This window comes from Pedococcus sp. P2_E5 (genome assembly GCF_056403895.1).
In genome coordinates, this window is the sequence record NZ_JBFUEP010000018.1 from 13,030 (window position 1) to 37,139 (window position 24,110).

Here is a 24,110-nt window from a genome sequence, read left to right on the forward strand (position 1 = left end):
GTGAGGGCCTGTCATGAGGCGCCGTCGGGCTTCGCTAGGTTGCTCCCGTGACTGCTATCGCCCTCCCCCGCAAACGCGTCCTGGCCGACTACGTCCCCGCTGTGGTGGGCGTCCCCGCATGGGTCGGTTCACGCGTCCGTGACCTCCTGCTCATCGCGGCCGGTGCCGGATTCATCGGCCTGTTGTCCCAGTGGCACGTCCCGCTGCCGGGCACCCCGGTTCCGCTCACGCTCGGCACGTTCGCCGTCCTGCTGACGGGGGCCTCACTGGGCGGCCTGCGAGGCCTGCTCAGCGTCGGCACCTACCTGGTCGCCGGCGGCCTGGGCGTGAACTGGTTCGCCGACCACAAGGAAGGCTGGGGCGGTGCGACGTTCGGCTACGTCATCGGCTTCGTCCTCGCGGGAGCGCTCGTCGGCTGGCTCGCCCAGCGGGGCGGGGACCGCACGGTCGTCAAGACGGCGATCACCATGGTGCTCGGCAACCTCGTGATCTACGTCGTGGGCGTGTCGTGGCTGATGAGCTCCACCGGGATGGACCTCGAGGCCGGCCTGGCGGCGGGCTTCACCCCCTTCCTGGTCGGCGACGCCATCAAGGTCGCGGCCGCGGCCGGCCTCTTCCCGGCCGCCTGGGCGCTGGTCCAGCGCGTCGAGAAGCGCTGACCGACCCACTCGCGCGACCCGGCACACCGAACTCAGCATGGGCAAGCGTCGCGAAGCCAGCGCGGGCACTCCCGCCACCACCGCGCTGACGCGCCTCGGGCTGGCGTTCGAGCTGCATCCCTACGACCACGACCCCGCGGCGGCCTCCTACGGACTGGAGGCCGCTGCGGCGCTGGCGGTGCCACCGGCCCAGGTCTTCAAGACCCTCCTGGTCGAGTCCGAGCGCGGACTGGCCGTCGGAGTGGTGCCGGTCGACCGGCAGCTCGACCTCAAGGCCATCGCGGCCGCGCTGGGCCTCAAGAAGGTCGCGATGGCCCAGCCCGCCGACGCCGAGCGGTCGAGCGGTTACGTGGTCGGAGGGATCTCCCCCATCGGGCAGAAGAAGGCCCTGCCGACCGTTGTCGACGAGTCGGCTCTGGGCTTCGACCGCGTGTATGTCTCGGGAGGCCGTCGCGGCCTCGACCTGTCCCTCATCCCGGTCGACCTGGTCACCGCCACGGGGGCCGGAGTCGCGCGGATCGCGCGCTGACGCCTCGTTCGCACCCCCGTGACCTGACGCCGAACGGCCGACTCCGCCAAATGTGGTGTGTGTCGACCCCCTGGCCGATCTAGCGTGGGATGACCGGCCCACCAGTGCGGGGGGTGACACATGAGGACCACGCGGACGGGGTCGCTCGGCATCCTGCTGCTCGCGCTCGTCATGGTCGGCGCGACCGCGGGGCCCCGGGCGCACCTCCCGGAGGCACGTCTCATCACCGCACCCGGATACCGCTCACCCGACGTGTATGCCGCGGGCGGGCAGAGCAGGGCCGACCAGCTCTGGCTGGACACGGGGACCGTGCCCGGCGAGGGCACCCGCTGGGAGGACATGGCTCGATGGGCGCTGGTCGACATCCGCTCGTTCCTGTCCGCGAACGGAGCCGTGGCGGCCGGCCCCGGCGGGCCCTGGGGACACTTCTGGCCGCGAGACGGCTCGTTCGTGGCGGTCGCCCTGGGCGTCAGCGGTCACGACCAGGAGGCTGCGTCGATCCTCGACCGGCTGGCTCGACTGGAGTTCGACCCCGTGCAGGGCTTCCAGGCTCGATACCGGCTGGACGGGACTCCGCTGACCGACCGCGCGCGACAGTCCGACGGGTGTGGGTGGGTGCTCTGGGCGATCGCGGAGGTGCGAGCCGCGAGCCCCGCAGGTGTCCCCGCCGCGACGACCGGTCTCAGGGACCGCTGTGTGTGCGTCCTCACCACGCTGGTCGCCTCGGGAAACCGGCTCCCGCCACCGTCACCGGACTACTGGGAGCTGCCGGTCGAGCGCACCTCCCTGGGGACGGTGGCGCCGATGCTCGCCGGCCTGGCAGCTGCGGCCGATGACTACCGCGCAACCGGCCAGACCACTGAGGCGGTCACCACGGGGTTGGTCGCCTCGCGGTTGGGCCAGGTCGTCGCGCGCAGCTTCGGACCGGACTACGAGCGCTTCGGCCCGGGGGGTGGAGGCGTCGACGCCGCTGTGGCGATGCTGCTGCCTCCCTTCCACCGTCCACCGGCAGGTCAGGCGGCCGACCGAGCCGTGACTCACGCCTGGCTTCGCTACCAGCGCGAGGGCCTGCGCCCGGCAGGCGGTCTGGCACCCGGCGCCGACTGGCCCAAGGACGACGGTGCGTCGTGGACGCCCGAGACCGCGTTGGTGGCGCTCGCGGCCGCGGCCACGGGACGTGACGAGACAGCCACGCGGTGGTTGAACTGGCTGGATGACCACCGCACGTCCTACGGATCGCTGCCGGAGAAGGTCACTCGCACGGGGCGCCCGGCCGGCCCCGCTCCGCTCGTGTGGACCTCGGCGCTGACGCTGCTGACCCTCGACGAGCTGGACCAGCGCTGAGGCGGCTACTCCCAGGGGGTCGAGAGCACCACGGTGGTGCGCGTGGCCACGTTGGCTGCAGCACGCACCCGAGCCAGCAGCACCTCGAGGTCGCCCGGAGTGCGGACCCTCGCCTTGAGGATGTAGTTCTCCTCGCCCGCCACCGAGTGGCAGGCCTCGAGCTCGGTGATGTCGCGCAGCCGGTCCGGGATGTCGTCCGGTGCAGCAGGATCGAGCGGTGAGATCGAGATGAACGCCGTGAGCGGAAGGTCCAGCGCGGTGTAGTCGACGAGCGCGGCATACCCCTTGAGGACCCCACGCTCCTCGAGCCGGCGCACTCGCTGGTGCACCGCCGAGGTGGACAGGCCCATGGCCTTGCCCAGGTCGGTGTAGCTCATCCGACCGTCACCGCGAAGCAGGTCGACGATGCGTCGATCGAGGTCTTCCACGCCCACACCCTACTGAGGACCGAGGTCGGGAGTGGCACCATGTCCGCCATGACCTCGCCTGACGCCTCCGGCCGTCTCATGCTGCTCGATTCCGCCTCGTTGTACTTCCGCGCGTTCTTCGGGGTGCCGGACCAGCGCAGCGATCCCTCGCAGCCACCGACGAACGCGATCCGGGGGTTCCTCGACATGGTCGCCTCGCTGATCGCGACGCACCAGCCGACCCACTTCGTGGCGTGCTGGGACAACGACTGGCGGCCACAGTTCCGCGTCGACGCCATCCCGACCTACAAGACCCACCGCCTGGCCGACGCGACCGTCGTGGAGGAGGAGGTGCCCGACGACCTCGCTCCGCAGGTGCCCGTCATCGTCGACGCGCTGGCGGCGCTCGGCTTCGCCCGGTTGGGTGCCGACGGGTTCGAGGCGGACGACGTCATCGGCACCCTCACGGCCCGGCACAAGGGGTCCATGGCTGTCGATGTCGTGACCGGTGACCGCGACCTGTTCCAGCTGGTCGACGACGCGGCGAACGTCCGGGTCATCTACACCGCCCGCGGTGGCGTCCGTGACCCCGACCTCGTCGACCAGGCCTTCCTGCAGACGAAGTATGCCGTGGCGAGCGGCCCGGCCTATGCGGACATGGCGGTGCTGCGCGGCGACACCAGTGACGGACTGCCCGGCGTGGCCGGGATCGGCGAGAAGACAGCCGCCAAGCTGATCGAGAAGTACGGCACGCTCGTCGCCCTGCGCCAGGCCGTCGACTCCGGCGATCCCGACATCAAGGGCGCCCAACGGCTGCGGCTGGAGGCCGGGGCGGCCTACCTGGACGTGGCCCCGAAGGTGGTGCAGGTGGCGCCCGACGCCCCCGTGGCAGACGTGGACATGATCCTGCCGAACGAGGTGGCCGACCCCGTCCTGATGAGCAAGATCGCCAGCGAGTTCGGGGTGACCAGCTCGTTCAACCGCGTGCTGTCGGCTCTGCGCATCGAATAGCAGCGGCGCAGTCTGACACCTCAGGCTGCGGCCAGCCGGACTTCCATCAGGTGCTCGATCCAGCTGAAATCGGGTCGAGCACGGTGACGCGACAGGTCGCCTCGTCTGGCTTCGAGCACCGGCGGTGCGGTGGAGTCGTAGCTGTGTCCCGTGGGCGTTCGTAGACGGACCCGGTGCGGCGCAACATCTCCTCGCAGGCCCTGCGGTCCCGGGTCAACCACGTGTGCGGACCAACCGTGAGCCTCCTTGACCTGGTTGCAGGCGAGGCACAGACCCTGTCCGTTGGCGACATTTGTCGGTCCGTCACGGCTGGCGCCCACGACATGGTCGGCGTGGCGGATCGGCGCATCGCACCAGGGCGTGCGGCAGGTCTTGTCGCGCAGCACGAGGAAGCGCTTGAGGCGCTTGGGAAACAGCCGCCGGCGGCTCTCGAGACCGATCAGCTGAGTGCCGTCCAGCGTGGTCAGCATCCGGCGGAACCAGACCTGGGCTTCACTCTCGGCGCTGGCGGAGACCAGGGTCCTGGCGGTCTCGGCCGAGATGGGGCCCTGGCCCTCGACCTCGGCCGGTTCGTCGGTCGAGCCGATGGGCAGCAGGCCGCTGAGGTAGGTCATGGTGTCCGGTGCAGGCCGCAAGGACACACAGCGCTCGACGGCAGCCTTGCTGGCACGTCGCGCCACCGAACCGGGATCGAGCTGGGCGGCCAGCCCCTTGGCTGCGCGCTCGACCTGCGCGTCGCCCATCGACGGCAGGTCCGCCGACAGGCGGCGGTCCACCTCTCGACGGTCCTCCACTGACAGGGCGGCGGTCTCCCGACACAGGATCGTCGCCCGCCACTCACTGACCCTGCCCGCGGTCAGGTGCGCCAACGTCTGCGGCATCTCGTGGACCATCGCCCGGGCGAAGCCGAGGTGCCGCGACCCGCGGTGGGGTGACTCGCGCCTCGCCAGCGCGATCTGGGCAGCGACTCCCTTGCCGCACTCGGGAGCCGGCACTCCMCCAGCCGCCTGAACCGCCTCCTGGGAGTCGGCGAACGCGACGGCCAGCCGAGCCTGCGCCGCCGCTGCGGCGCCCTTGAGCGACTCGAGCTCGCGGATCAGGTCGATGCGCTGGGCATCGTCCAGGCAATCGAGGGAGGCCAACGAGGAGGTGACGGCGCGCACGTCGGCCGCCGAATCCATCGCGCTCTCACCACGGAGCACGCCCCCTCCATCGAACATATGTCCACACTAGACCAAGGGTCTGACAGCCCTTGCCGCTGCTCCCTGGGAGCCCCGGGTCGGACGGGCGGTGTCGAGCCTGCGTCCGCGAGCCGGACGTGGTTCAGTCGAGGCGGTCTGCAGCGACGACCCCGCGCATCACGGCGTCGATGGCCTTGCGGGCCGTGGTGCGCAAGGTGGGTTCCGGCGCGGCGTCGCTGATCTGGCCGAGCAGGTCGACGACCTGCTTGCACCGGCGCACGAAGTCTCCGGCCGCCATGTCTGACCCCCGCAGCACCTCCTCGAGCTGACGACCGCTCGCCCATCGGTGCATCATCCAGACCATCCCGGCGTCAGGGTCACCGGTCAGTGGCAGCCCCAGCTCGCGTTCGCGGTCCTCGAGCACCGACCACAGCCGGTTCATCTCGCGGACCGCCTCGGCGACGTCCTCGTTGGGCATCCGCGGCGACGGGTCGGTCTCGTCGCGTCGTGGCTCGTGGATCAGGGCCGACACGATCGACGCCAGACCGGCCGGGTCCAGCCGCTTCCACACCCCCAGCCGGAGGCACTCGGCAGCCAGCAGGTCCTTCTCGGTGTAGAGCCGGCGCAGGTTCTCGCCCTGGGGCGTCACGAGGTCACCGCTGTCGGACAGGTAGCCCATCTCCCCGAGCAGGGTGCAGATCCGGTCGAAGGTCCGGGCCACCGAGTTGGTGCGTCCCTCCACCTTGCGCTGCAGCCCGACCGTCTCGCGCTTCAGCCGCCACCACCGTTCCGCCCAGCGGGCGTGGTCCTCGCGGTCAGGACACTGGTGACAAGGGTGGGCCTTGAGCTGGCGGCGCAGCTCGGAGATGCGTTCGTCCTCGGCGCTGCCCGCGTATGCCGCGTGGTCGCGCGAGCGGCCGGGCGGCGGGTCGTACGGAACGGCGATGCGTAGCGAGGTGGCCAGGTCGCGTCGGGCCTTCGGGCTCTTGGAGTTGAAGTGCGGCGGCACCTTGACGTGGGCAATCGGCTCCACGGGGGTCGGCACGTCGACGAGGGACAGCTTGAGGAGCTGCTTGTCCTCGGTCACCACGGTCGGAGCCGGCACCTCGCCACGGTAGGACTTGGAGGGATGGACGACGACGGCGTAGCCGGCACGGCGGCCCGAGGGGATCTTGATGACGTCACCGATCTTCAACGACTCCAGGGACACCGCCGCCTGCGCCCGGTTGCTCGCGGACCGGGCCTTGGCGCCGTCCTTCTCGAGACGCGCGATCTCATGGCGCAGCGCGGCATACTCCTTGAAGTCGCCGAGGTGACACGCCATCCCCTCTCCGTAGCCCTCGAGGCCCTCTTCGTTCTTGCGCACTGCACGGGCCATCCCCACGACGGCGCGGTCGGCCTGGAACTGGGCGAAGGACGTCTCGAGGATCTCGCGGGCGGTCTCGCGCCCGACCTGGGCCACGAGGTTGACGGCCATGTTGTAGGTGGGCCGGAAGGACGACTTCAGCGGGTAGGTGCGGGTGGACGCGAGCCCGGCGACGGCCAGCGGGTCCATGCCTCGGTTCCACTGGACCAGGGCGTGGCCCTCGACGTCGATCCCGCGGCGCCCGGCCCGTCCGGTGAGCTGGGTGTACTCCGCCGGGGTGATGTCGGCATGGGTCTCGCCGTTGAACTTCACGAGCTTCTCGATGACGACGGTGCGCGCGGGCATGTTGATGCCGAGGGCCAAGGTCTCCGTGGCGAAGACGGCCTTGATGCGCCCTGCGGTGAAGAGCTCCTCGACGATCTCGCGGAACGTCGGCAGCATCCCGGCATGGTGCGCCGCGAAGCCACGGGTCAGGCCGTCGGCGAAGTCCCAGTAGCCCAGCACCCCGAGGTCCTCGTCGGCCAGCGCCGAGACGCGCTCCTCGACGGTGCGCCGGATCCGGTCGCCCTCCGCCTCGGTGATCAGCCGGACGCCGTCGCGCAGCAGCTGGCCAACGGCGGCCTCGCACCCCACCCGGCTGAAGATGAAGGTGATGGCGGGCAGCAGTCCCTCGCGCTCGAGCCGCTGGACGACCTCGGAGCGGGTCGCTCCCCCACCCGGACGACCACCCGAGCTGCGCGCCATGCCGTGGCCGCCATGACCACCCCCGGGGCCGCGCGGCCCGCGGCCTCGCCCTCCTCGGCTGTGCCGCTCCGACTGCGAGCCGTGGCGGACACCGTCGTCCCAGCGCCCGCGCTGCTCGAAGGTGCGAATCGCCTGCAACAGCTCGGGATTCACTCGCGTCGCGTCGACCCCGGTCACCGGTGCCGACGCCTCGTCCACGAACAGGTCGTACATCGACTGGGACACCATCATGTGCTGCCACAGAGGGACTGGACGGTGCTCGGACACGATGATGTCGACCCCGCTGCGCACCTCCGACAGCCAGGCGCCGAACTCCTCGGCGTTGCTCACCGTCGCGGACAGCGACACGACCTGGACGTCCTGGGGCAGGTGGATGATGACCTCCTCCCACACGGCGCCGCGGAACCGGTCGGCCAGGTAGTGCACCTCGTCCATGACCACGAAGCCGAGCCCGTGCAGGGTGGAGGACCCGGCATACATCATGTTGCGGAGCACCTCGGTCGTCATGACGACGACGGGAGCCTCACCGTTGATCGAGGAGTCCCCGGTGAGCAGGCCGACGTTCTTGGAGCCGTGTCGCTTCACGAGGTCGTTGTACTTCTGGTTGGACAACGCCTTGATCGGGGTCGTGTAGAACGCCTTGCGCCCCGTGGCCAGGGCGAGGAACACCGCGAACTCTCCGACGATGGTCTTGCCGGCCCCGGTGGGCGCCGCGACGAGCACACCACGGCCGGCCTCCACCGCCTCGCAGGCCTGCACCTGGAACTCGTCGAGGGGGAAGTCCACCGTCGCCGCGAAGGCGGCCAACCGAGACTTCTCGTATGCCGCGCGGCTGGCGCTTGCGGCGAATCGCTCAGCGGGCGTCGACATGCTCCCGAGCCTACGTGGCGGCGGGCGCCAGCACCGTCACCGCGCCGGGGACCACCTCGACGGTGATCGGCAGTGGGGCGAACCGCTCCCCGTCGGCGTAGGCCATGATGCCCTCCGCCTCGAGCGTCACCGAGCGCCCCTGGATGATCTCGACCGCAGGGTGCGTGACGTGGGCGCCCTTGAAGACCTTCGGGAAGACCTTGAGGAACTCCACCGTGCTGATCTGGTGGAGGATGAGCACGTCGAGCAGTCCGTCGTCGAACCTGGCACCGGGCAGGACCTGCATCCCGCCGCCGTAGCTCGGTCCGTTGCCCACGGCGACGAGCATGGCGCGGGTCTCGTGACGCACGCCGTCGACCGTCACGACGTAGGGAATCGCCTTGAAGAGCGGGAGCTCGCGCAGGATCGCCAGGTTGTAGCGCATGTTGCCCTTGGGCCACGGCCAGGTGTTGGCGCGCTCGTTGACGACCGAGTCGAAGCCGGCCCCCAGCACGCCCACGAACCAGTGACGTCCCCCGTGGGCGTCCACGTGGCGAACGGCGTCGATGGTGCGGGGGGTCCCCGTGGTGACCAGGTCGGCCGCGCGCACCGGGTCGTGTACCGGGAGGCCCAGCCCGCGGGCGACGTCGTTGCCGGTCCCGGCGGCGATGATGGCCAACGTCGTCTTGGTCTCGGCCGCGAGGTCGACACCGAGGTGGACCATGCCGTCACCGCCCACCACGGCGAGCACGTCCAGGCCCTGGGAGATGGCGCCGAGGGCGCGGTCGCGCGCCGCGGCATACGACTCGTCGGACAGGTCCAGCACCTCGTGACCGGCCGCCCGCATCCGCTGGGCCACCTCGATGCCGAGAGCCATCCCGCGGTTCTTGCCGGAGGTCGGGTTCACCACCAGGCCGATGCGCTTCTTGACGGTCGAGGAATTCGGACTCACGCGCGGAGGCTACAGGGCCGATGCCTCGTCGTCGGGCACCTCGGTCCACTTCGGCCGGTTCTTGCTGCGTCCACGCTCGATGAGCTTGCTGACCACGATGGCGCCGGCATAGAGGACGCACAGCGGGATGGCGAGCAGGAACATCGTGAAGGCGTCCGGTGTCGGTGTCGCGATGGCGGACAGGACGAAGATCCCGAAGATGGCGGGGCGCCAGGCCTTGATCATCGCCCTGGCCGGCAGGATGCCGATCGCATTCAGCGCGACCAGGAAGACGGGGAGCAGGAAGGCGAGGCCGAAGACGAGGATGAACCGGGTGACGAACGAGAAGTACTCGCTGACCTGCTGGATGTTCGACGCTCCCGGAGGGGTGAACCCGTAGAGGACCTCCAGCACCTTGGGCAGCACGTAGTAGGCCAGCGAACACCCGGCCAGGAACAGCGGGACCGTGGCACCGATGAAGGCCAGCGAGATCCGTCGCTCCTTCTTGGTCAGCCCGGGCACGATGAAGGCCCACAGCTGGAACAGCCACACCGGGCTCGAGACGATGATCCCGACGAAGATCGACAGGCTCACCTGCTGGGAGAAGGCGGCGGTGGCGGTGCCGAAGTTCAGGCTGATGATGCTGGTCGGGTTGGCCACCTTGTAGTCGTTGAACGGCGCGGAGAGCTGGTCGTAGACCTGGGGGTAGATGATCCAGCCGAGCACGCCACCGAGCAGGACCGTCACCGCGGAGATCAGGAAGCGTCGGCGGAGCTCACGCAGGTGGTCGCCGAGCGACATGCGCCCGTCGGGATTGCGGGCACGCCGGAACGCCATCGTCGAGGTGACTGGTGCGCTGGTGGGTCGGACTAGGAGGCGCCGGAGGAGTTGTCCGTGCGCGGACGGTCCTCACGGATCGGGCTGGCGGCCTCGGGGGCGGTGGGAGCCTCGGGATCCTTGATGGCCTCGCCCTTGACGGTGTCGCTGCTCGCCGCCGACTTGCCGTCGGTCTTCATCTCCTGGACCTCGGACTTGAAGATGCGCATCGACCGGCCGATGGAGCGGGCGGCGTCAGGGAGACGCTTGAAACCGAACAGCACGACGAGGAGCACGAGCAGGATGATGATGTGCCAGCCCTCAAACAATCCGCGACCCATGTGACTCATTCCTCTCGACCACGTCGTGGCCACTGTGACGGTGCTGCCCTGCCTGTGCCGGGCTCGTTGCCCTCAGTCTAGGTGTCTGGCCCAGCTGGGACGGCGCGCGGCCTGACGGGCGCGCCGCTGCTGCTTCAACGAGGCGCGGGTGGCGTCGCGTTCCCTGCGCAGCTGGCGGGGGTCCCCGAACACGTCGGGAGTGGGCGGCGTCGACCGCTCGCCCAGCCTGTCGGCCTGGGTCTGCAGCGCCGCGACGGTCTCGGAGGAACGTCGCACCTCGGCCGTCAGCTCCTTGAACTGCCCCCAGACGGCCCACGCCCGGGTCGCCAAGTAGGCCGCCGCGATGACCACGAGCAGCACCCAGATGAGGACCCACCACCACACGGCGTCGACCCTACCCGCCCGTGGTGGGTGGTTTCGCGTCCGCTCCGTATGCCGCGAGGGCGGCCTCGGCGCCTTCCCTCACCGCCTCGGCGACCTCGGGAGGCGACACGACGGTGCCGCGTCCCCCCAGGCGCCACAGCAGTCGGCGCAGCCAGAGCGTGTCGGCCGTGCGCAGCGCGACGGTCTGCGACCCGTCGGCAGCGGTCTCGACGGACTCGGTCGGGTAGTAGTCGCTGACCCACGTCGCGCCCGGCAGCAACCGCAGGGTGACGAGGGTGTCGTCGGGGCGTGGCGTGAACGCGCCGGCGTCGAGGTCCCGCAGCTGGGCATCGGCCGGCGGTGTTCCGTCGACGTCGAGGACGTCGAGGCCCGAGATGCGGTCCATCCGGAAGGTGCGCGTGTCCTGGGCCAGGTGGCACCAGCCCTCGAGGTACCACCGCGAGTCCAGGTTGACCACGCGCATGGGGTCGACGTCGCGCTCGGTGGCCTCGTCACGGCTCGGCACGAGGTAGCGCAGGTGCACCCGACGGTGCCCCTCGACGGCGCGACGGGCGTCGGCCAGCAAGTCCGCCTCCACGCCCTCGCTGATCGCGACCTCGACCCGGGCTGCCGCCGAGGCGCTGGCGCCGGTGGCCTGCTCGAGCTTGGCCATGGCGCGCTCGATGGCGTCACGCTCCCCCAGACCCGGCACCGCGGCCAGGGCACGGAGTCCCACCATCAGGGTCAGTGCCTCGTCGCGCCCGAGCCGCAGCGGGCGGGCGATGGTGTCGGCGTTGGTGACGAACACCCTGCCGCTCTCCCACTGCGCGTCGATCAGCTCGTCCGGCATCTGGCCGTAACCGCAGAGGTAGAGCAGGCGCAGGTCGGTCTCGAGCTGGTCGACGGTGATGCCCAGCTCGGCCGCGGCATGGCCGAGGTCGATCCCCTGTCGGGCGACCAGCCAGGGCACCATCGTGAGCAGTCGCGCGAGCCGGTCGGTGGCGGTCTCGGGCACGGTCCGTGTCCGTCTGGTCTGCGGGGTCATGCCGCACCACCCGCGTGGGCGGACAGCGCACCACGCAGCCGTTCGACCACCAGCTCAAGCACCTCGGGCGGTGAGAGGACGACGACGTCCGCGCCGTAGCCGCTCACCTCGTCGGCCAGGGCGTCGTCGTCGGTGAAGGGCACCTCGAGCTCGGTCCACTCCCCTGCCTCGGTCGTGCTCGTGGCTCGCCGACGCAGCGAGTTCCCCCTGTCGGCGCGGACCTTCACGGCAGCGGTCCGGGTCGGCTGGACGCCCACGGTGGTGCGGACCATCTCCTGGGCGCGGTGGTCGGCCGGCACGGCATACGCCGGGGCCTTCTTCACCTCGGTGACGTCGCCGTCGATCCGCGACAGCCGGAATACCCGTGGCGCCTCGCGGTCGAGGTCGAAGCCGGTGAGGTACCAGCGGCCGTGCCAGGAGGCGAGTCCCCACGGCTGGACCGTGCGCACGTTGACCTCCCCCTGACCGCCGGTGCGGTAGCCGAAGGTGATGGTGCGCTGGCCGACGACGGCGTTCTTGACGGGCTCGAAAGCGGGCTCGCTGGTCCCCAGGCGCGGTTCGATCCCGATGAGGGAGTCGCCGTCGCGCTCGATCCCGGCCGCCTTGAGCTTGCGCAGCGCCTGGGCGGCCGGACCGGCCAGCGAGGCGTGCGCCCAGGTGCGGCTGGCCAGGCCGAGCACGGCGAGCTCGTCGGGCTCGAAGGAGATGTCCGGCAGGGCATACTCGCGCTGGTCGATCCGGTAGCCGACCTCGTCGGCCCACGCCCCACCGATGTCCTCGGTCACGAGCGGGATCCCGAGTTCGCGCAGCTCGTCCTTGTCGCGCTCGAACATCCGGTCGAAGGCCTCGTCGCTGACCGCGTCGCCGTACTGCGGGACGACCGCGCGGATCCGCGACTTGGGCAGGGGGCGACGGGTGTAGAGCAGGCACAGCACGAGGTTGAGCAGGCGCTCGGTCTTGGCCGCCGGACCGGTGGGTGAACTCACCCGCCCGACGCTACCCGAGTGGAAGGCACGCCCCGTGGCTAGTCTGCGTGTCGTGATGCAGTGGCGCGAGGGAACGGTCGAGCAGGTGCGTGGCCGGTGGCCGGGCGCGGTGGAGTATGCCGTGCGGCTGGGTGGGGCCGACCCGGACACCGCGGACGACGACTCCCTCGTCCGGGCGCTGGCCTACACCGCGCTGGTGGGTGAGCCAGAGGTCGGCGACCGGGTGCTGCTCAACGCCTCGGCGCTCCTGCGCGGTCTCGGGACCGGTGGGCTGGCGTTCATCGTCGCCGCGCCCGACCGGCTGCCCAGGGACCCCGCGACTTCGGCCGGACACATCGTGAAGGCCCGCTACACGCCCCAGCAGCAGATGTTCCTGGCCGTCGACGAGCAGGACAGCCCGCACCACGAGGTGATGACTGGAGCGCTGGCCACTGCGGGAGATCTGCTGGGCATGCCTGTGGTCGTGGCCGACCTCCACTCCGCCCTGCCGGCCATCCTCGCGGGAGTCAGGGTCGACCGCCCCGAAGCGCGGGTGGTCTACCTCATGACCGACGGCGGGGCCCTGCCGATCGCGTTCTCCCGCAACGTCGCGACCCTGACCGAGCACGGCTGGCTGGCCGGCACCGTGACGGTCGGCCAGGCCTACGGCGGCGAGCACGAGGCGGTCACCCTGCACTCCGGTCTGCTCGCCGCCAAGCACGTGCTCGGCGCCGACATCGCCGTCGTCATCCAGGGGCCGGGCAACGTCGGGACAGGCACGCCCTGGGGCTACACGGGGGTCGCGGCCGGCGAGGCACTCAACGCCGTCAGCACCCTGGGCGGCCGCGGCGTGGCCGCGCTCCGCGTCTCGGACGCCGACCCCAGGGAACGGCACCGCGGGATCTCCCACCACAGCACCACGGCATACGGACGCATCTGCCTGGTCTCCGCGGACCTGCCGGTTCCCACGACGGGCGACGAGTTCGGCGCCCTGGTCGCCGACCAGGCGCACGCCCTCGCGCGCACGGCGCAGGGGGCCCTCACGGTTCGCGGCGTCGACCCGGACGGGCTCGATGCGGGCCTGCGGGCCACTCCCGTCAGGCTGTCGACGATGGGCCGTGGCCTCGACGAGGACCACGCAGCCTTCCTCTACAGCGCAGCAGCCGGGCGGTATGCCGCCCGGCTGCTGGAAAGCTGACGCGCTGGCCTCAGCGCTCGGTCCCGCAGGACGTCAGCGGACGTCCACGAGGTCGACGACGAAGATCAGGGTCTCGCCCGGCTTGATCGCGCCACCGGCACCACGGTCGCCATAGGCCAGGTGCGCGGGGATGACGAGCCTGCGACGGCCGCCGACCTTCATGCCGACGATGCCCTCGTCCCAGCCGCGGATGACCTGGCCGACGCCGAGGCGGAAGTCCAGGGGTGCGCCGCGGTTCCACGAGGCGTCGAACTCCTCGCCGGTGGAGTGGGCCACGCCGACGTAGTGCGCCGAGATGGTGTCACCCGCGCCGGCCTCCTGGCCGTCGCCCTCGGTGAGGTCCTCGATGACCAGCTCGGTCGGGGCCGCGTCGCCCGGGAAGTCGATCTCGGGCTTGGTGGTGTTGGGGTCGAAACCCATGGTGATGCTCCTTCGCAGGTGGAGTACTGGGTGGGTGGGGCGGTGCTGCGTGACTCAGAAGGCGGCGAGGATGTCGACCACGAAGACGAGGGTGTCGGTGCCGCTGATCTTCGGCGGGCTGCCGGCAGCGCCGTAGCCGTCCGCCGGGGGCACCACCATGAGGACGCGGCTGCCGACGGTCTTGCCGACCAGCTGGGTGTCCCACGCCTTGATGACCTGCTGGGTGCCGATCGAGGTCTCGAAGTACTTGTTCGGCGCCTTGGAGGAGGAGTCGAAGACCGATCCGTCCTTCCAGAGCGCGCCGGTGTAGGTCACGCGGATCGTCTGGCCCGCCTGTACCTTCGCCCCGGCGCCCTCGATGAGGAGCTGTCCGACGGTCTTGGTCGGCGGCTTGGCGCCCTTGGGGATCGTGATGGTGGCGGGCGTGTCGTTGCCCTCGACCTTCACCGTGGGCAGCCCCGCGGCCGGCTTGACCTCCTTGCCCTCGGCGGACGCCAGCGGCTTGGTCGCCGACAGCACGTCCATGAGGAACACGACGGTGTCGGTCCCGCCGACCTTGATCTCGGTGTTGCCCTGCGTGCCRAAGGCGTCCTTGGGCGGCATGGCGACGAGCACCCGTGAACCGATCTTCTGGTTGAGCAGGCCCTTCTTGAGGCCGGGCAGCAGGTCGGCGGCACCGAGGTTGAGCCCGAGGTTCTGCTTGCCGAAGTTCGTGTCGAGCACCGAGGAGTCCTTGCCGTTCAGCAGGACGTACTTGAGGCTGACGATCTCGTCGCCCTTGACCTGGGCGCCGGTGCCCTCCTTGACGACCTTGGTGGTGGTCTCGGTCACCGAGAGGGGCTTGGGGTTGACCGTCACCGTGGGGGCCGTGGTGTCGCTGCCGCCCGTCACCGTGATCTTGTCGAGCACGGAGGTCTTGGCGTCCTTGGAGTCACCGCAAGCGGTGAGGGCCAGGGTTGCGGCCAGGGCGACCGCCGTGAGGGCGGAAAAACGACGCAGATGCACGATGGAGAACTTTCGCTGGGGGCGGGAAACCAGCGACCACCATAACCGTGGCCGCTGGCAAAGCCCGATTCGTCCGTGCGCGGCCCCACTGCTCAGCCGCGCATGCCCTCGATCAGCCGGTCCACGCGGGCGTCCACCGCCGCGAACGGGTCCTTGCACAGCACGGTGCGCTGGGCCTGGTCGTTGAGCTTGAGGTGCACCCAGTCGACGGTGAAGTCGCGGCGGTGCTCCTGCGCGGCCTTGATGAAGTCGCCGCGCAGCTTGGCCCTGGTGGTCTGCGGGGGCACGGTCTTGGCCTCGAACACCTCGGGGTCGGTGGTGATGCGGGCCGCGCGACCGTGCTTCTGCAGCACGTAGAAGACCCCCCGCTCACGGTTGACGTCGTGGTAGGCGAGGTCGAGCTGGGCGATCCGGGGGTGCTCCATCGGCAGGTCGTGCTTGGCCATGTAGCCGGCGATCAGCTTGTGCTTGATGACCCAGTCGATCTCGGTGTCGACCAGGCCGAGGTTGCCGGTGTCGACCGCCCGGATCGTCCGCTCCCACAGGTCGAGGACCTGCTTGTGGATCGGGTCCTCGAGGCCCTCGCGGTCGGCAAAGGCCTGGGCCCGTTCGAGGTACTCGGTCTGGATCTGGAGGGCAGAGAGCTCACGACCGTTGGACAGCCGGACCGTCTTGCGCCCGGTCATGTCGTGACTCATCTCACGGATCGCGCGGATCGGGTTCTCCAGCGTGAGGTCGCGCACGACCATGCCGGCCTCGATCATGCGCAGCACGAGATCGGCGGACCCGACCTTGAGCATCGTCGTGGTCTCGCTCATGTTGGAGTCGCCGACGATGACGTGCAGGCGGCGGTAGCGCTCGGCGTCGGCGTGCGGCTCGTCGCGCGTGTTGATGATGGGGCGGCTGCGGGTGGTCGCCGAGGACACGCCCTCCCAGATGTGGTCGGCCCGCTGGCTCACGCAGAAGGTCGCGCCCTTCGACGTCGTGACCACCTTGCCGGCGCCACACGTGATCTGACGACTGACGAGGAAGGGGATGAGCACGTCGGAGAGCTGCTGGAACTCCCCCGCCCGGCCCACGAGGAAGTTCTCGTGGCAGCCGTAGGAGTTGCCCGCGGAGTCGGTGTTGTTCTTGAAGACGTAGATCTCGCCCTCGATGCCCTCCTCGGCGAGCCGGTCCTGGGCGTCGGCGACCAGGCCCTCGATGATCCGCTCCCCCGCCTTGTCGTGGACGACGAGCTGACGGACGTGGTCGCACTCCGGGGTGGCGTACTCGGGGTGCGAGCCGACATCGAGGTAGAGCCGGCTGCCGTTGGAGAGGAAGACGTTCGACGACCGCCCCCAGGAGACGACCTTCCGGAACAGGTAGCGCGCCACCTCGTCTGGGGTGAGGCGGCGCTGACCCTCGAACGTGCACGTGATGCCGTACTCGTTCTCGATCCCGAAGATCCGCCGGTCCATGCCCACACTCTAGGCTTCCGGGGTCTCGGGCTGCGGGTGACGCCACGCGTGGGAAGATGGCCACATGCCCGATGYCCACGCAACGGACACGGGGACCCGTGTCGCCGGTACGGCCACCACCCAGGTGGGCGACCTGACGCGGCACACCCAGTCCATCCTCGAACGTGCCCAGGCCTATGCCGACGCCATGCGAGCCGAGACCGACCAGGTCCTGGCTTCCGCGCGAGCCGACGCCGCCCGCATCCGCGAAGAAGTCCAAGGTCTGCTCGACGACGCCGAGCGCCAGCACGCCGACGCCGTCCGGGACCGCGACCAGGCCGGCCGCGCCCTCGCGGAGGCGACACGCGAGGCGGAGTCACTGGTCGGGGATGCCACCGAGCAGGCGTCGATGCTCACGCAGTCCGCGACCCGCACCAGCGAGGAAGCGGTCACCTCCGCGCGGGCCGAGGCAGCGGCCGTCCTCGACGAGGCCCACGCCCGAGCCGAGGCCCTGACCGCCAGCGCCCAGACCGACTACGACACCGCCATGGCCCGGTATGCCGCGCACGAGGCCGAGCGGGACGCCGCCTTCGCAGCCGGTGTCGAGAAGATGGACGCCCACTTCGCCGAGCGCGACGAGCAGGAGAAGGCCGTCCGTGCCGCTCTCCTCGAGGAGGCCACCGCTGCGGCCGCGAAGCACCGTGAGGACGCGCAGGTCGAGGCCGAGCGCACCATGGGTGCCGCGGCGATCCACCAGGAGGAGACCGCCGCCCGGGCCGCTGCGCTGGTCGAGCAGGCCCAGGTCGACGCCCAGGAGCGGGTGGACCGCGCCCACTCGGAGGCCAGCGAGATCATGACGCAGGCCGAGGAGCACCTCAAGTGGGGTCAGGACACGGTGCGCCGGATCCTCGACGAGGGCGAGGCAGAGGTCAGCCGGATGCGCAAGGAGACCCACCGCGAGCTCGCAGCGCGGATGYGGTCCCGCCGCCAGCTGATCCAGACGGCCCTGGCGCAGACCGCCCACCGCGCCCGGTCCGAACGCGAGTCGGCCCGCCTGGAGTCCGACAGCCTCCGGGCCCAGGCCGAGGCCGTCATGGCGGCGGCCCAGTCCCAGGCCGAGCGCACCACCGCGGCCGCCGCCGCGGAGGCGGAACGAGTGCGGGCGAGCGCGGCCGAGACCGAACGGGCCGCCGACGAACGCGCCGCCCGCAGGCTCGACGAGGCGGACAAGGCGGCGCGCCTGGTCCGGGAACGCACGGCCCAGGAGATCGAGCGTCTCCAGCGCGAGACCCACGAGTCGCACCGTCAGGCCCGCGAGGAGCTCGTGACCACCACTGCCGCAGCACGCGCTGATGCCGACCGGGTGCGTGACGAGGCCAGGGCGATGCTGGAGCGCGCCCGCTCCGAAGTGGCAGCACTCGCCTCCCGTCGGCAGGACATCACCACACAGCTCGGTCACCTCTCCGGAGTGATCGACGCACTCTCCGTGCCCGACCGCGTCGCCGAGAGCTCCACCACCGAAACTCCCACCAGCGAAGACCCCTCCCCCCACCAAGAACGGACCGACCATGAGTGACACCAGTTCCTTCCGCAGCGTCCTGCGCGGCTACGACCCGGCCCAGGTCGACCAGTGGCGTGCCGAACATGCCGGCGCGCTGGACCAGGCTCGGCAGGAGGCCGCCGAACGCACCGTCGAGGTCAGCGAGCTGCGCGCCGCGCTCGCTCGCGTCCAGGAGGAGCAGGCCGGGACCGCCCGGACGCTGGCCAGCCTCAAGGAGGAGCAGAGCAAGGCGGCCGCACCCACCTATGCGAACCTCGGCGAGCGGATCGGCACCATCCTCGGCCTCGCCGACGAGGAAGCAGCCGAGATCCGCAGCAACGCCAAGACCGACGCCGACACCCTCAAGGGCACGACCACCCTCGAGGCCGACCGGGTTCGGGCCGAGGCAGACCGATACGCCGAGGACGTCCGGACCAAGGCCGAGGCCCAGGCCACCCAGGTCGTGGAGAAGGCCAAGCAGCAGGCCGACGGCATCCTCGACGACGCCGACCGTGAGGCTTCTGCCCGTCGCGAGGAGGCCGAGGCGTTCTACGAGCACCAGCGTGCCCGGGCCGCGTCCGCTGCCGCGGACTTCGAGGCCACCCTCGGCCAGCGCCGCGACAAGGCAGCCGCGGAGTTCTCCACCCAGATGGCCGCCCACGAGACCGCGCTCACCCAGGCCCAGGAGCGTGCCGAGACGCTGTCCGCGGAGAGCGAGCGGGCCCACGCAGACAGCCTCAGTGAGAGCCAGCGCGCCCTGGACGCAGGTAAGGCCGAGGCCGAGCACCTCGTGAGCGCGGCCCGTGAGCAGGCCGAGCGCATCCGCCGCGACTCCGAGCGCGAGCTCTCCGCCGCGACCGCTCGACGCGACAGCATCACCGCACAGCTGAGCAACGTCCGGCAGATGCTGGCGACCCTCGGTGGTGGCGCCATCGCCGAGGCGTTCGGCGACCACGACGAGCCCGCCGCCCACCCCGTCGCCGTCGCTGGAGCCGACGCCGAGGCTGGTCCGGCCGACGAGGATGTCGACCCCGACCTCGACGTCACCGACGAGGGTGCGGTCGACCAGTCCGACTCAGCTGACGTCGAGGCGGACGACACTGAGCCGTCGGAGGCCTCCGACGACGACGAGGGCGACGAGGACGACGCGGACGCCGACGCCGACCTGGACGAACGCGCCAGCACCCGCGCCTGAGTCGGCTGCGGAGCCGCCCGCTACGCCGTCAGCACAACCGCTCGACATGCCCCCACGCCCGCTGGTTGCGTGGGGGCATGTCGCTGCTCGTCCTCGGCGGGACCGCCTGGCTCGGTCGTGAGGTGGTCGCCGCTGCTCGCGCACTCGGGCAGGACGTCACCGTCCTGGCGCGTGGGGTCTCCGGCGCCCCGCCACGGGGCGTCGAGGTGGTGCGGGCGGACCGTGGTGACCCCGCGGCATACGACGGCGTGACCGATCACGACTGGGACGTCGTCGTCGACGTCTCCCGCCAACCCAGCCACGTCGCCAGCGCCCTGGAGGCATTGGCTCCGCACGCCGCCGCCTGGGTGTTCGTGTCCTCGGCGTCGGTCTACGCCACCAGTGACGTCACGGGAGCCGACGAGAGCGCGGAGCTGCTGCCTGCCCACCCGGCCGACGACGAGGGCTGGGAGACCTATGGCGGACGCAAGGTCGCCTGTGAGGGCAGCATCCTCGAGCACGTCGGCGACAGGACGCTGATCGCGCGGTCGGGGTTGATCGCCGGGCCCGGTGACCACACCGACCGCACCGGGTACTGGCCCCTGCGGTTCGCCCACCCGGCCAGTCCCGACGGGGCCGTGCTGGTGCCGGACAGCGAGGTCTCCACCCAGGTCCTGGACGTCCGCGACCTCGCCGCCTGGCTCGTGCGGGCAGGCCTCGACCGGGCCACGGGTGTGGTCAACGCGAGTGGCCCGGTGATCCCGCTCGGCGACCACCTCGAAACGGCCCGGGCCGTCGCGGGTCACCGGGGCGAGACCGTGCGGGTGGACCAGGAGTGGCTCGCCGCTCACGCGGTGGAGCCGTGGTCCGGAGAACGGAGCCTGCCCCTGTGGCTGCCGGTTCCGGAGCATGCCGGGTTCATGGCTCGCACCACCGTCGCCGCCGAAGCGCTGGGCCTCACGAGCCGACCCCTTGCCGAGACCCTCACCGACACCCTCGCCTGGGAGGTGGCCTCCGGCCCCGGTCGTGTCCGCAAGGCCGGTCTGACGGTGGCAGACGAGCTCGCCCTGCTCGCCGCCGCACGCGCGTAGCCAGACGCGGCCGGCGGCGGGTGGTCCCGCGGGGCCCGTGCGCGCGGGTGGTGCGCCGGCACACCCGAGCGTCGCGGGTGTGGGCAGGGCCGCCATGTCACGCCTGACGGTGCCTGCGTAGCGTCGCTGTCCTGTCGGATCACGAGGATGGGGGCACCGTGCTGGACGAGCGCACCGAACGGGTTCCCGTCGACGGTGGCGACCTCGTGGTCCACGTCCTCGCCGAGGCTCCGCCAGGAGCGCCCACCGTGGTGGCGCTGCACAGCATCTCGTCGAACGCGTTGGCCTGGGTTCCCGTGGCTCGCGACCTGTCCGGCAGGGTCACCCTGATCGCACCGGACATGCGCGGCCGTGCCGAGAGCGCCGCCCTGCGCTCGACCGGGCTCGCTGACCACGTCGTCGACGTGATGCGGGTTCTTGACCACTTCGGTCTGGAGTCGGCGACCCTCGCCGGTCATGCCATGGGTGGCTTCGCCGCCGCGCTGACTGCGGCCACGCACCCCGAGCGGGTGAACGGCGCCGTCCTCGTCGACGGCGGCCTGGGCCTTCCCTCCCCCGGCACCTTCGACGTCGACGAGGTGCTGCACGGCATCATCGGGCCCGCGATGGACCGCCTGTCGATGACCTTCGAGGACCCGGCGGCCTACCTGCGCCACTGGGCTGCCCATCCGGCCATGGGACCGCTGCTGGACTCACCGTGCGGCGCGGACCTGACGTCCTACCTGCTGCACGACCTGGACGGGCCGCCGGGGGCCATGCGGTCGACCAGCTCGCTGGAGTGTGTGCGGGCCGACTGGGCCGACCTGATGAGCGATCCCGCGACGCTGAGCGCGGTGCACACCCTCCAGTGCCGAGCCCACCTGCTCTGGGCGTCCCGCGGACCGCTCGGCCAGGACCAGGGGCTCTACTCGTCCGAGCAGATCGCTCGGGCCCGGCTGCCCGACGATGTCGCGGTCACCGGTCTGGCTGGAGACCACTACGGCGTCCTGCTCGAACCCACTGCGGTGGGCGTCATCGCCGAGGCTGTGGCGCGCCTTGCCGGTGCGGCCGCCGTACCAACATCCGGACGGGGCATCCACTCCTCGGTCAAGTAACGGCATGTTTGGTCTCGACAAACTTCGCGTTACCGTTGAGAGGACCGTCATGGCCACGCTGCGACTGGGCGACGACGCCCCCGACTTCACTGCCGAGACCACCGAGGGCGAGCTGACCTTCCACGACTGGAAGGGCGACGGCTGGGCCGTGCTGTTCAGCCACCCCGCCGACTTCACCCCGGTCTGCACGACCGAGCTCGGCCGGGTCGCCCAGCTCAAGGACGAGTGGGCCGCCCGCAACACCAAGGTGCTTGCCGTGTCCGTCGACGCGCTCGAGGACCACACCGCCTGGAAGGCCGACATCGAGGAGGTCTCCGGTGCCGCCGTGGACTACCCGATCGTCGCCGACAAGGACCGCCAGGTCGCCGAGCTCTACGACATGATCCACCCGGGCGCGGGAGACACCTCCCCCGTCCGCTCGGTCTTCCTCATCGACCCGGTGGGCAAGGTGCGCCTCTCCCTGACCTACCCCAAGAGCGCGGGCCGCAACTTCGACGAGATCCTGCGTGCGCTGGATGCGTTGCAGGTCAACGACTCCGGCCCGTTCTCCACCCCGGCCGACTGGAAGGCCGGCGAGCGGATCATCGTCGCACCCACGGTCACCACGGAGGACGCGCAGGCGCGGTTCAAGGGCGTCGAGGTCGTCAAGCCCTACCTCCGCTACGCCGAGGCGCCCAGCGCCTGAGCCACCCCTACTCCTGGGGGCGCTGGGTCTGCGGGTTCGTGGACTCGTCGCGGGGTGTTCCCTCACCCGTCAGGGTGTCGTGGCGCCCCGGCGTGGGGTCGTCCTCGGCAGGCGCGTCGCTCGTCGGGTCCTCGGTGCTGAGCAGCGCGTCGAGCAGTCCCCCGCCGATGCGGCGGAAGGTTCGGCGGGGCCGCTCGCGGTCGAGCACCGCCACCTCGAGCTGGGCGGCGGTCAGGGTCCGCGAGCTGCCGCCGGCCGGGCTCGCCGCGCCCGCCGGGTCCTGCCCGAGCAGCTCGACCGCCAGCCTGAGCGCGTCGGCCAGCGACAAGCCCGGCGTCCAGCGGTCCTTCAGGCCGGTCTCGATCGGCTCGGCCGCGCCTCCCATGGCGACGAAGCCCAGCTCGTCGGCCACCGAACCGTCGTACGTCAACCGGTAGATCTGGTCCTCGTCCGCGGTGCCGCCCACCTCGGCGACGACGATCTCCACCTCGTAGGGCTTGGACTCCTGGGTGAACACCGTCCCCAGCGTCTGGGCGTAGGCGTTGGCCAGACCGCGAGCGGTCACGTCGGTGCGGTCGTAGGAGTAGCCGCGCAGGTCGGCATACCGCACACCGGCGACGCGGAGGTTCTCGAACTCGTTGTACTTGCCGACCGCGGCGAACGCGATGCGGTCGTAGATCTCGGACACCTTGTGCAGGGCCCTCGAAGGGTTCTCGGCGACGAACGCGATCCCCTTGTCATAGCCGAGCACGACGACCGACCGACCACGCGCAATTCCCTTGCGGGCGTAGTCAGCCCGGTCCTTCATGAGCTGCTCGGGCGAGACGTAGAACGGCATGCTGCTCATCGGGCACCTCCCGGGTTGCCCTGACGGGCGGCGATGACGGCTTCGACGACCGTGCGCAGGTCGTCGTCGCCGACGAACCGCACGCCCTCGGGTCCCACCACGGCGACGGTCGGCCAGATCCGTCGGCCGACATCGGGTCCACCGGTGGCGGAGTCGTCGTCGGCGGCGTCGTAGAGCGCCTCGACGACCACGCTGACGACCTCGTCGGCGGACAGCCCCGGTCGCCAGACCTTCTTGAGTGCCCCTCGGGCGAAGAGCGAGCCCGAGCCGACGCTGTGGTGGTCGTGCTCCTCGTAGCAACCGCCGGTCACGTCGTAGGAGAAGATGCGGCCGAGCCGGCGGTCGAGGTCGTAGCCGGCGAACAGCGGCACCACCGACAGCCCCTGCATGGCCATGCCGAGGTTGGACCGGATCATCGAGGCGAGCCGGTTGGCCTTGCCCTCGAGCGACAGCAGCGTGCCCTCGATCTTCTCGTAGTGCTCGAGCTCGACCTGGAAGAGCTTGACCAGCTCGATCGCGATGCCGGCCGTCCCGGCGATGCCGACGGCGGAGTACTCGTCGCCGGCGAAGACCTTCTCCATGTCGCGGTTGGCGATGATGTTGCCCATCGTCGCCCTGCGGTCACCCGCCATCACCACTCCACCGTCGAACGTCGCCGTCACGATGGTGGTGCCGTGCGGGGCCTCCAGGGTGCTGCCCGGGGGCAGGACACGTCGTGAGGGCAGCAGCTGGGGGGCATGGGCGCCGACGAACTCGGTGAACGAGGACGACCCTGCCGAGAGGTATGCCGCGGGGAGCTTCCCCGCGTCGGCGCCAGTGGTCACTGGCCGCCCTTCTGGACGAAGCCGCGGACGAACTCCTCCGCGTTGGACTCCAGGACGCCATCGATCTCGTCGAGGACGCTGTCGATGTCGGAGTCCAGGTTCTCCTTGCGGGCGGTGGCCTCCGGCGCCGCGGGAGTGGGCTCGGGGGCCTCGTCGGGACCGTCGTCGCGTCGCTGTGGTCGGCTCTGCTCTTGGCTGGGCATTGGCGTGACCTCTCACTGGTGATTCCTGCTGCACACGAA

General features: G+C 70.9%; 25 protein-coding genes. 10 read left to right on the forward strand and 15 right to left on the reverse strand.

Annotation, left to right across the window (positions count from 1 at the left end; genetic code table 11):
• Positions 1-47 precede the first annotated feature (47 nt).
• From AC1DVZ_RS07770 to AC1DVZ_RS07780, 3 genes are all read left to right on the forward strand, one after another.
• Positions 48-659 (forward strand): biotin transporter BioY, encoded by a 612-nt coding sequence (locus AC1DVZ_RS07770; RefSeq protein WP_477617611.1) that lies wholly within the window; start codon positions 48-50, stop codon positions 657-659.
• 37 nt (positions 660-696) lie between these two features.
• Positions 697-1,188, forward strand: coding sequence for a Cys-tRNA(Pro) deacylase (ybaK, locus tag AC1DVZ_RS07775; RefSeq protein WP_477617612.1), 492 nt, complete (start codon positions 697-699; stop codon positions 1,186-1,188).
• Positions 1,189-1,308: 120 nt separating this feature from the next.
• Entirely contained in the window at positions 1,309-2,532 is a 1,224-nt protein-coding gene (locus AC1DVZ_RS07780; RefSeq protein ID WP_477617613.1) for a glycoside hydrolase family 15, read from the forward strand.
• 5 nt (positions 2,533-2,537) lie between these two features.
• Here AC1DVZ_RS07780 and AC1DVZ_RS07785 read toward each other — a convergent pair whose 3' ends face one another.
• Positions 2,538-2,960: an Lrp/AsnC family transcriptional regulator gene (locus AC1DVZ_RS07785; protein WP_477617614.1), complete on the reverse strand. Its 423-nt coding sequence runs from the start codon at positions 2,958-2,960 to the stop codon at positions 2,538-2,540.
• A 48-nt stretch (positions 2,961-3,008) separates the two neighbouring features.
• Here AC1DVZ_RS07785 and AC1DVZ_RS07790 point away from each other — a divergent pair, with 48 nt between their 5' ends.
• Positions 3,009-3,950, forward strand: coding sequence for a 5'-3' exonuclease (locus AC1DVZ_RS07790; protein WP_477617615.1), 942 nt, complete (start codon positions 3,009-3,011; stop codon positions 3,948-3,950).
• Positions 3,951-3,970: 20 nt separating this feature from the next.
• Here AC1DVZ_RS07790 and AC1DVZ_RS07795 read toward each other — a convergent pair whose 3' ends face one another.
• From AC1DVZ_RS07795 to AC1DVZ_RS07830, 8 genes are all read right to left on the reverse strand, one after another.
• Positions 3,971-5,170 (reverse strand): HNH endonuclease, encoded by a 1,200-nt coding sequence (locus AC1DVZ_RS07795; RefSeq protein WP_477617616.1) that lies wholly within the window; start codon positions 5,168-5,170, stop codon positions 3,971-3,973.
• Positions 5,171-5,273: 103 nt separating this feature from the next.
• The gene (locus AC1DVZ_RS07800) at positions 5,274-8,111 is read right to left on the reverse strand and encodes a DEAD/DEAH box helicase (protein WP_477617617.1); all 2,838 of its coding nucleotides are present in this window, start codon (positions 8,109-8,111) and stop codon (positions 5,274-5,276) included.
• Between the two features lie 10 nt (positions 8,112-8,121).
• Positions 8,122-9,042, reverse strand: a complete 921-nt coding sequence (locus AC1DVZ_RS07805) for a diacylglycerol/lipid kinase family protein (protein WP_477617618.1) — start codon at positions 9,040-9,042, stop codon at positions 8,122-8,124.
• Between the two features lie 9 nt (positions 9,043-9,051).
• Entirely contained in the window at positions 9,052-9,858 is an 807-nt protein-coding gene (tatC, locus tag AC1DVZ_RS07810; RefSeq protein WP_477617619.1) for a twin-arginine translocase subunit TatC, read from the reverse strand.
• A gap of 32 nt (positions 9,859-9,890) precedes the next feature.
• The gene (gene tatA, locus AC1DVZ_RS07815; protein ID WP_477617620.1) at positions 9,891-10,178 is read right to left on the reverse strand and encodes a Sec-independent protein translocase subunit TatA; all 288 of its coding nucleotides are present in this window, start codon (positions 10,176-10,178) and stop codon (positions 9,891-9,893) included.
• A 72-nt stretch (positions 10,179-10,250) separates the two neighbouring features.
• Complete coding sequence (locus AC1DVZ_RS07820) at positions 10,251-10,562, reverse strand: hypothetical protein (protein ID WP_477617621.1); 312 nt, start codon at positions 10,560-10,562, stop codon at positions 10,251-10,253.
• Between the two features lie 10 nt (positions 10,563-10,572).
• Positions 10,573-11,556: a helix-turn-helix transcriptional regulator gene (locus AC1DVZ_RS07825; RefSeq protein ID WP_477617622.1), complete on the reverse strand. Its 984-nt coding sequence runs from the start codon at positions 11,554-11,556 to the stop codon at positions 10,573-10,575.
• Positions 11,557-11,582: 26 nt separating this feature from the next.
• Positions 11,583-12,572, reverse strand: coding sequence for a helix-turn-helix transcriptional regulator (locus AC1DVZ_RS07830; protein WP_477617623.1), 990 nt, complete (start codon positions 12,570-12,572; stop codon positions 11,583-11,585).
• Positions 12,573-12,624: 52 nt separating this feature from the next.
• On the opposite strand from AC1DVZ_RS07830, the gene AC1DVZ_RS07835 reads away from it, so the two are divergent.
• Positions 12,625-13,749: a DUF3866 family protein gene (locus tag AC1DVZ_RS07835; protein ID WP_477617665.1), complete on the forward strand. Its 1,125-nt coding sequence runs from the start codon at positions 12,625-12,627 to the stop codon at positions 13,747-13,749.
• A 33-nt stretch (positions 13,750-13,782) separates the two neighbouring features.
• Here AC1DVZ_RS07835 and AC1DVZ_RS07840 read toward each other — a convergent pair whose 3' ends face one another.
• The 3 genes from AC1DVZ_RS07840 to pafA form a co-directional block, all read right to left on the reverse strand.
• Positions 13,783-14,169 (reverse strand): FKBP-type peptidyl-prolyl cis-trans isomerase, encoded by a 387-nt coding sequence (locus AC1DVZ_RS07840; protein ID WP_140737758.1) that lies wholly within the window; start codon positions 14,167-14,169, stop codon positions 13,783-13,785.
• Positions 14,170-14,223: 54 nt separating this feature from the next.
• Positions 14,224-15,174: an FKBP-type peptidyl-prolyl cis-trans isomerase gene (locus AC1DVZ_RS07845; protein WP_477617624.1), complete on the reverse strand. Its 951-nt coding sequence runs from the start codon at positions 15,172-15,174 to the stop codon at positions 14,224-14,226.
• Between the two features lie 92 nt (positions 15,175-15,266).
• Positions 15,267-16,634, reverse strand: a complete 1,368-nt coding sequence (pafA, locus tag AC1DVZ_RS07850; RefSeq protein ID WP_477617625.1) for a Pup--protein ligase — start codon at positions 16,632-16,634, stop codon at positions 15,267-15,269.
• Positions 16,635-16,698: 64 nt separating this feature from the next.
• Between pafA and AC1DVZ_RS07855 the strand changes: the two genes are divergently transcribed.
• The 5 genes from AC1DVZ_RS07855 to AC1DVZ_RS07875 all read left to right on the forward strand — a co-directional run bounded on the left by AC1DVZ_RS07855 (position 16,699) and on the right by AC1DVZ_RS07875 (position 22,197).
• Positions 16,699-18,189 (forward strand): coiled-coil domain-containing protein, encoded by a 1,491-nt coding sequence (locus tag AC1DVZ_RS07855; protein ID WP_477617626.1) that lies wholly within the window; start codon positions 16,699-16,701, stop codon positions 18,187-18,189.
• Entirely contained in the window at positions 18,182-19,348 is a 1,167-nt protein-coding gene (locus AC1DVZ_RS07860; protein WP_477617627.1) for a hypothetical protein, read from the forward strand. Before AC1DVZ_RS07855 ends, AC1DVZ_RS07860 begins: the two co-directional genes overlap by 8 nt.
• A 77-nt stretch (positions 19,349-19,425) precedes the next feature.
• Entirely contained in the window at positions 19,426-20,418 is a 993-nt protein-coding gene (locus AC1DVZ_RS07865; RefSeq protein ID WP_477617628.1) for an NAD-dependent epimerase/dehydratase family protein, read from the forward strand.
• 158 nt (positions 20,419-20,576) lie between these two features.
• Positions 20,577-21,512: an alpha/beta fold hydrolase gene (locus AC1DVZ_RS07870; RefSeq protein WP_477617629.1), complete on the forward strand. Its 936-nt coding sequence runs from the start codon at positions 20,577-20,579 to the stop codon at positions 21,510-21,512.
• 49 nt (positions 21,513-21,561) lie between these two features.
• On the forward strand, positions 21,562-22,197 hold the full coding sequence (locus AC1DVZ_RS07875; RefSeq protein ID WP_477617630.1) for a peroxiredoxin: 636 nt from the start codon (positions 21,562-21,564) through the stop codon (positions 22,195-22,197).
• Between the two features lie 7 nt (positions 22,198-22,204).
• On the opposite strand, the gene prcA is transcribed toward AC1DVZ_RS07875, so the two are convergent.
• Genes prcA through AC1DVZ_RS07890 form a run of 3 tightly spaced genes read right to left on the reverse strand, consistent with a single transcriptional unit; the run spans position 22,205 to position 24,071 of the window.
• Positions 22,205-23,044 carry a proteasome subunit alpha gene (gene prcA / locus AC1DVZ_RS07880; protein WP_477617631.1) on the reverse strand — a complete coding sequence of 280 codons (840 nt, stop codon included), beginning with the start codon at positions 23,042-23,044 and terminating at the stop codon, positions 22,205-22,207.
• A complete protein-coding gene (gene prcB / locus AC1DVZ_RS07885; RefSeq protein ID WP_477617632.1) occupies positions 23,041-23,868 on the reverse strand; it encodes a proteasome subunit beta in 828 nt (275 codons plus the stop codon). The genes prcA and prcB overlap by 4 nt, the downstream gene beginning before the upstream one ends.
• On the reverse strand, positions 23,865-24,071 hold the full coding sequence (locus AC1DVZ_RS07890) for a ubiquitin-like protein Pup (RefSeq protein ID WP_477617633.1): 207 nt from the start codon (positions 24,069-24,071) through the stop codon (positions 23,865-23,867). The genes prcB and AC1DVZ_RS07890 overlap by 4 nt, the downstream gene beginning before the upstream one ends.
• Between the last annotated feature and the right edge of the window lie 39 nt (positions 24,072-24,110).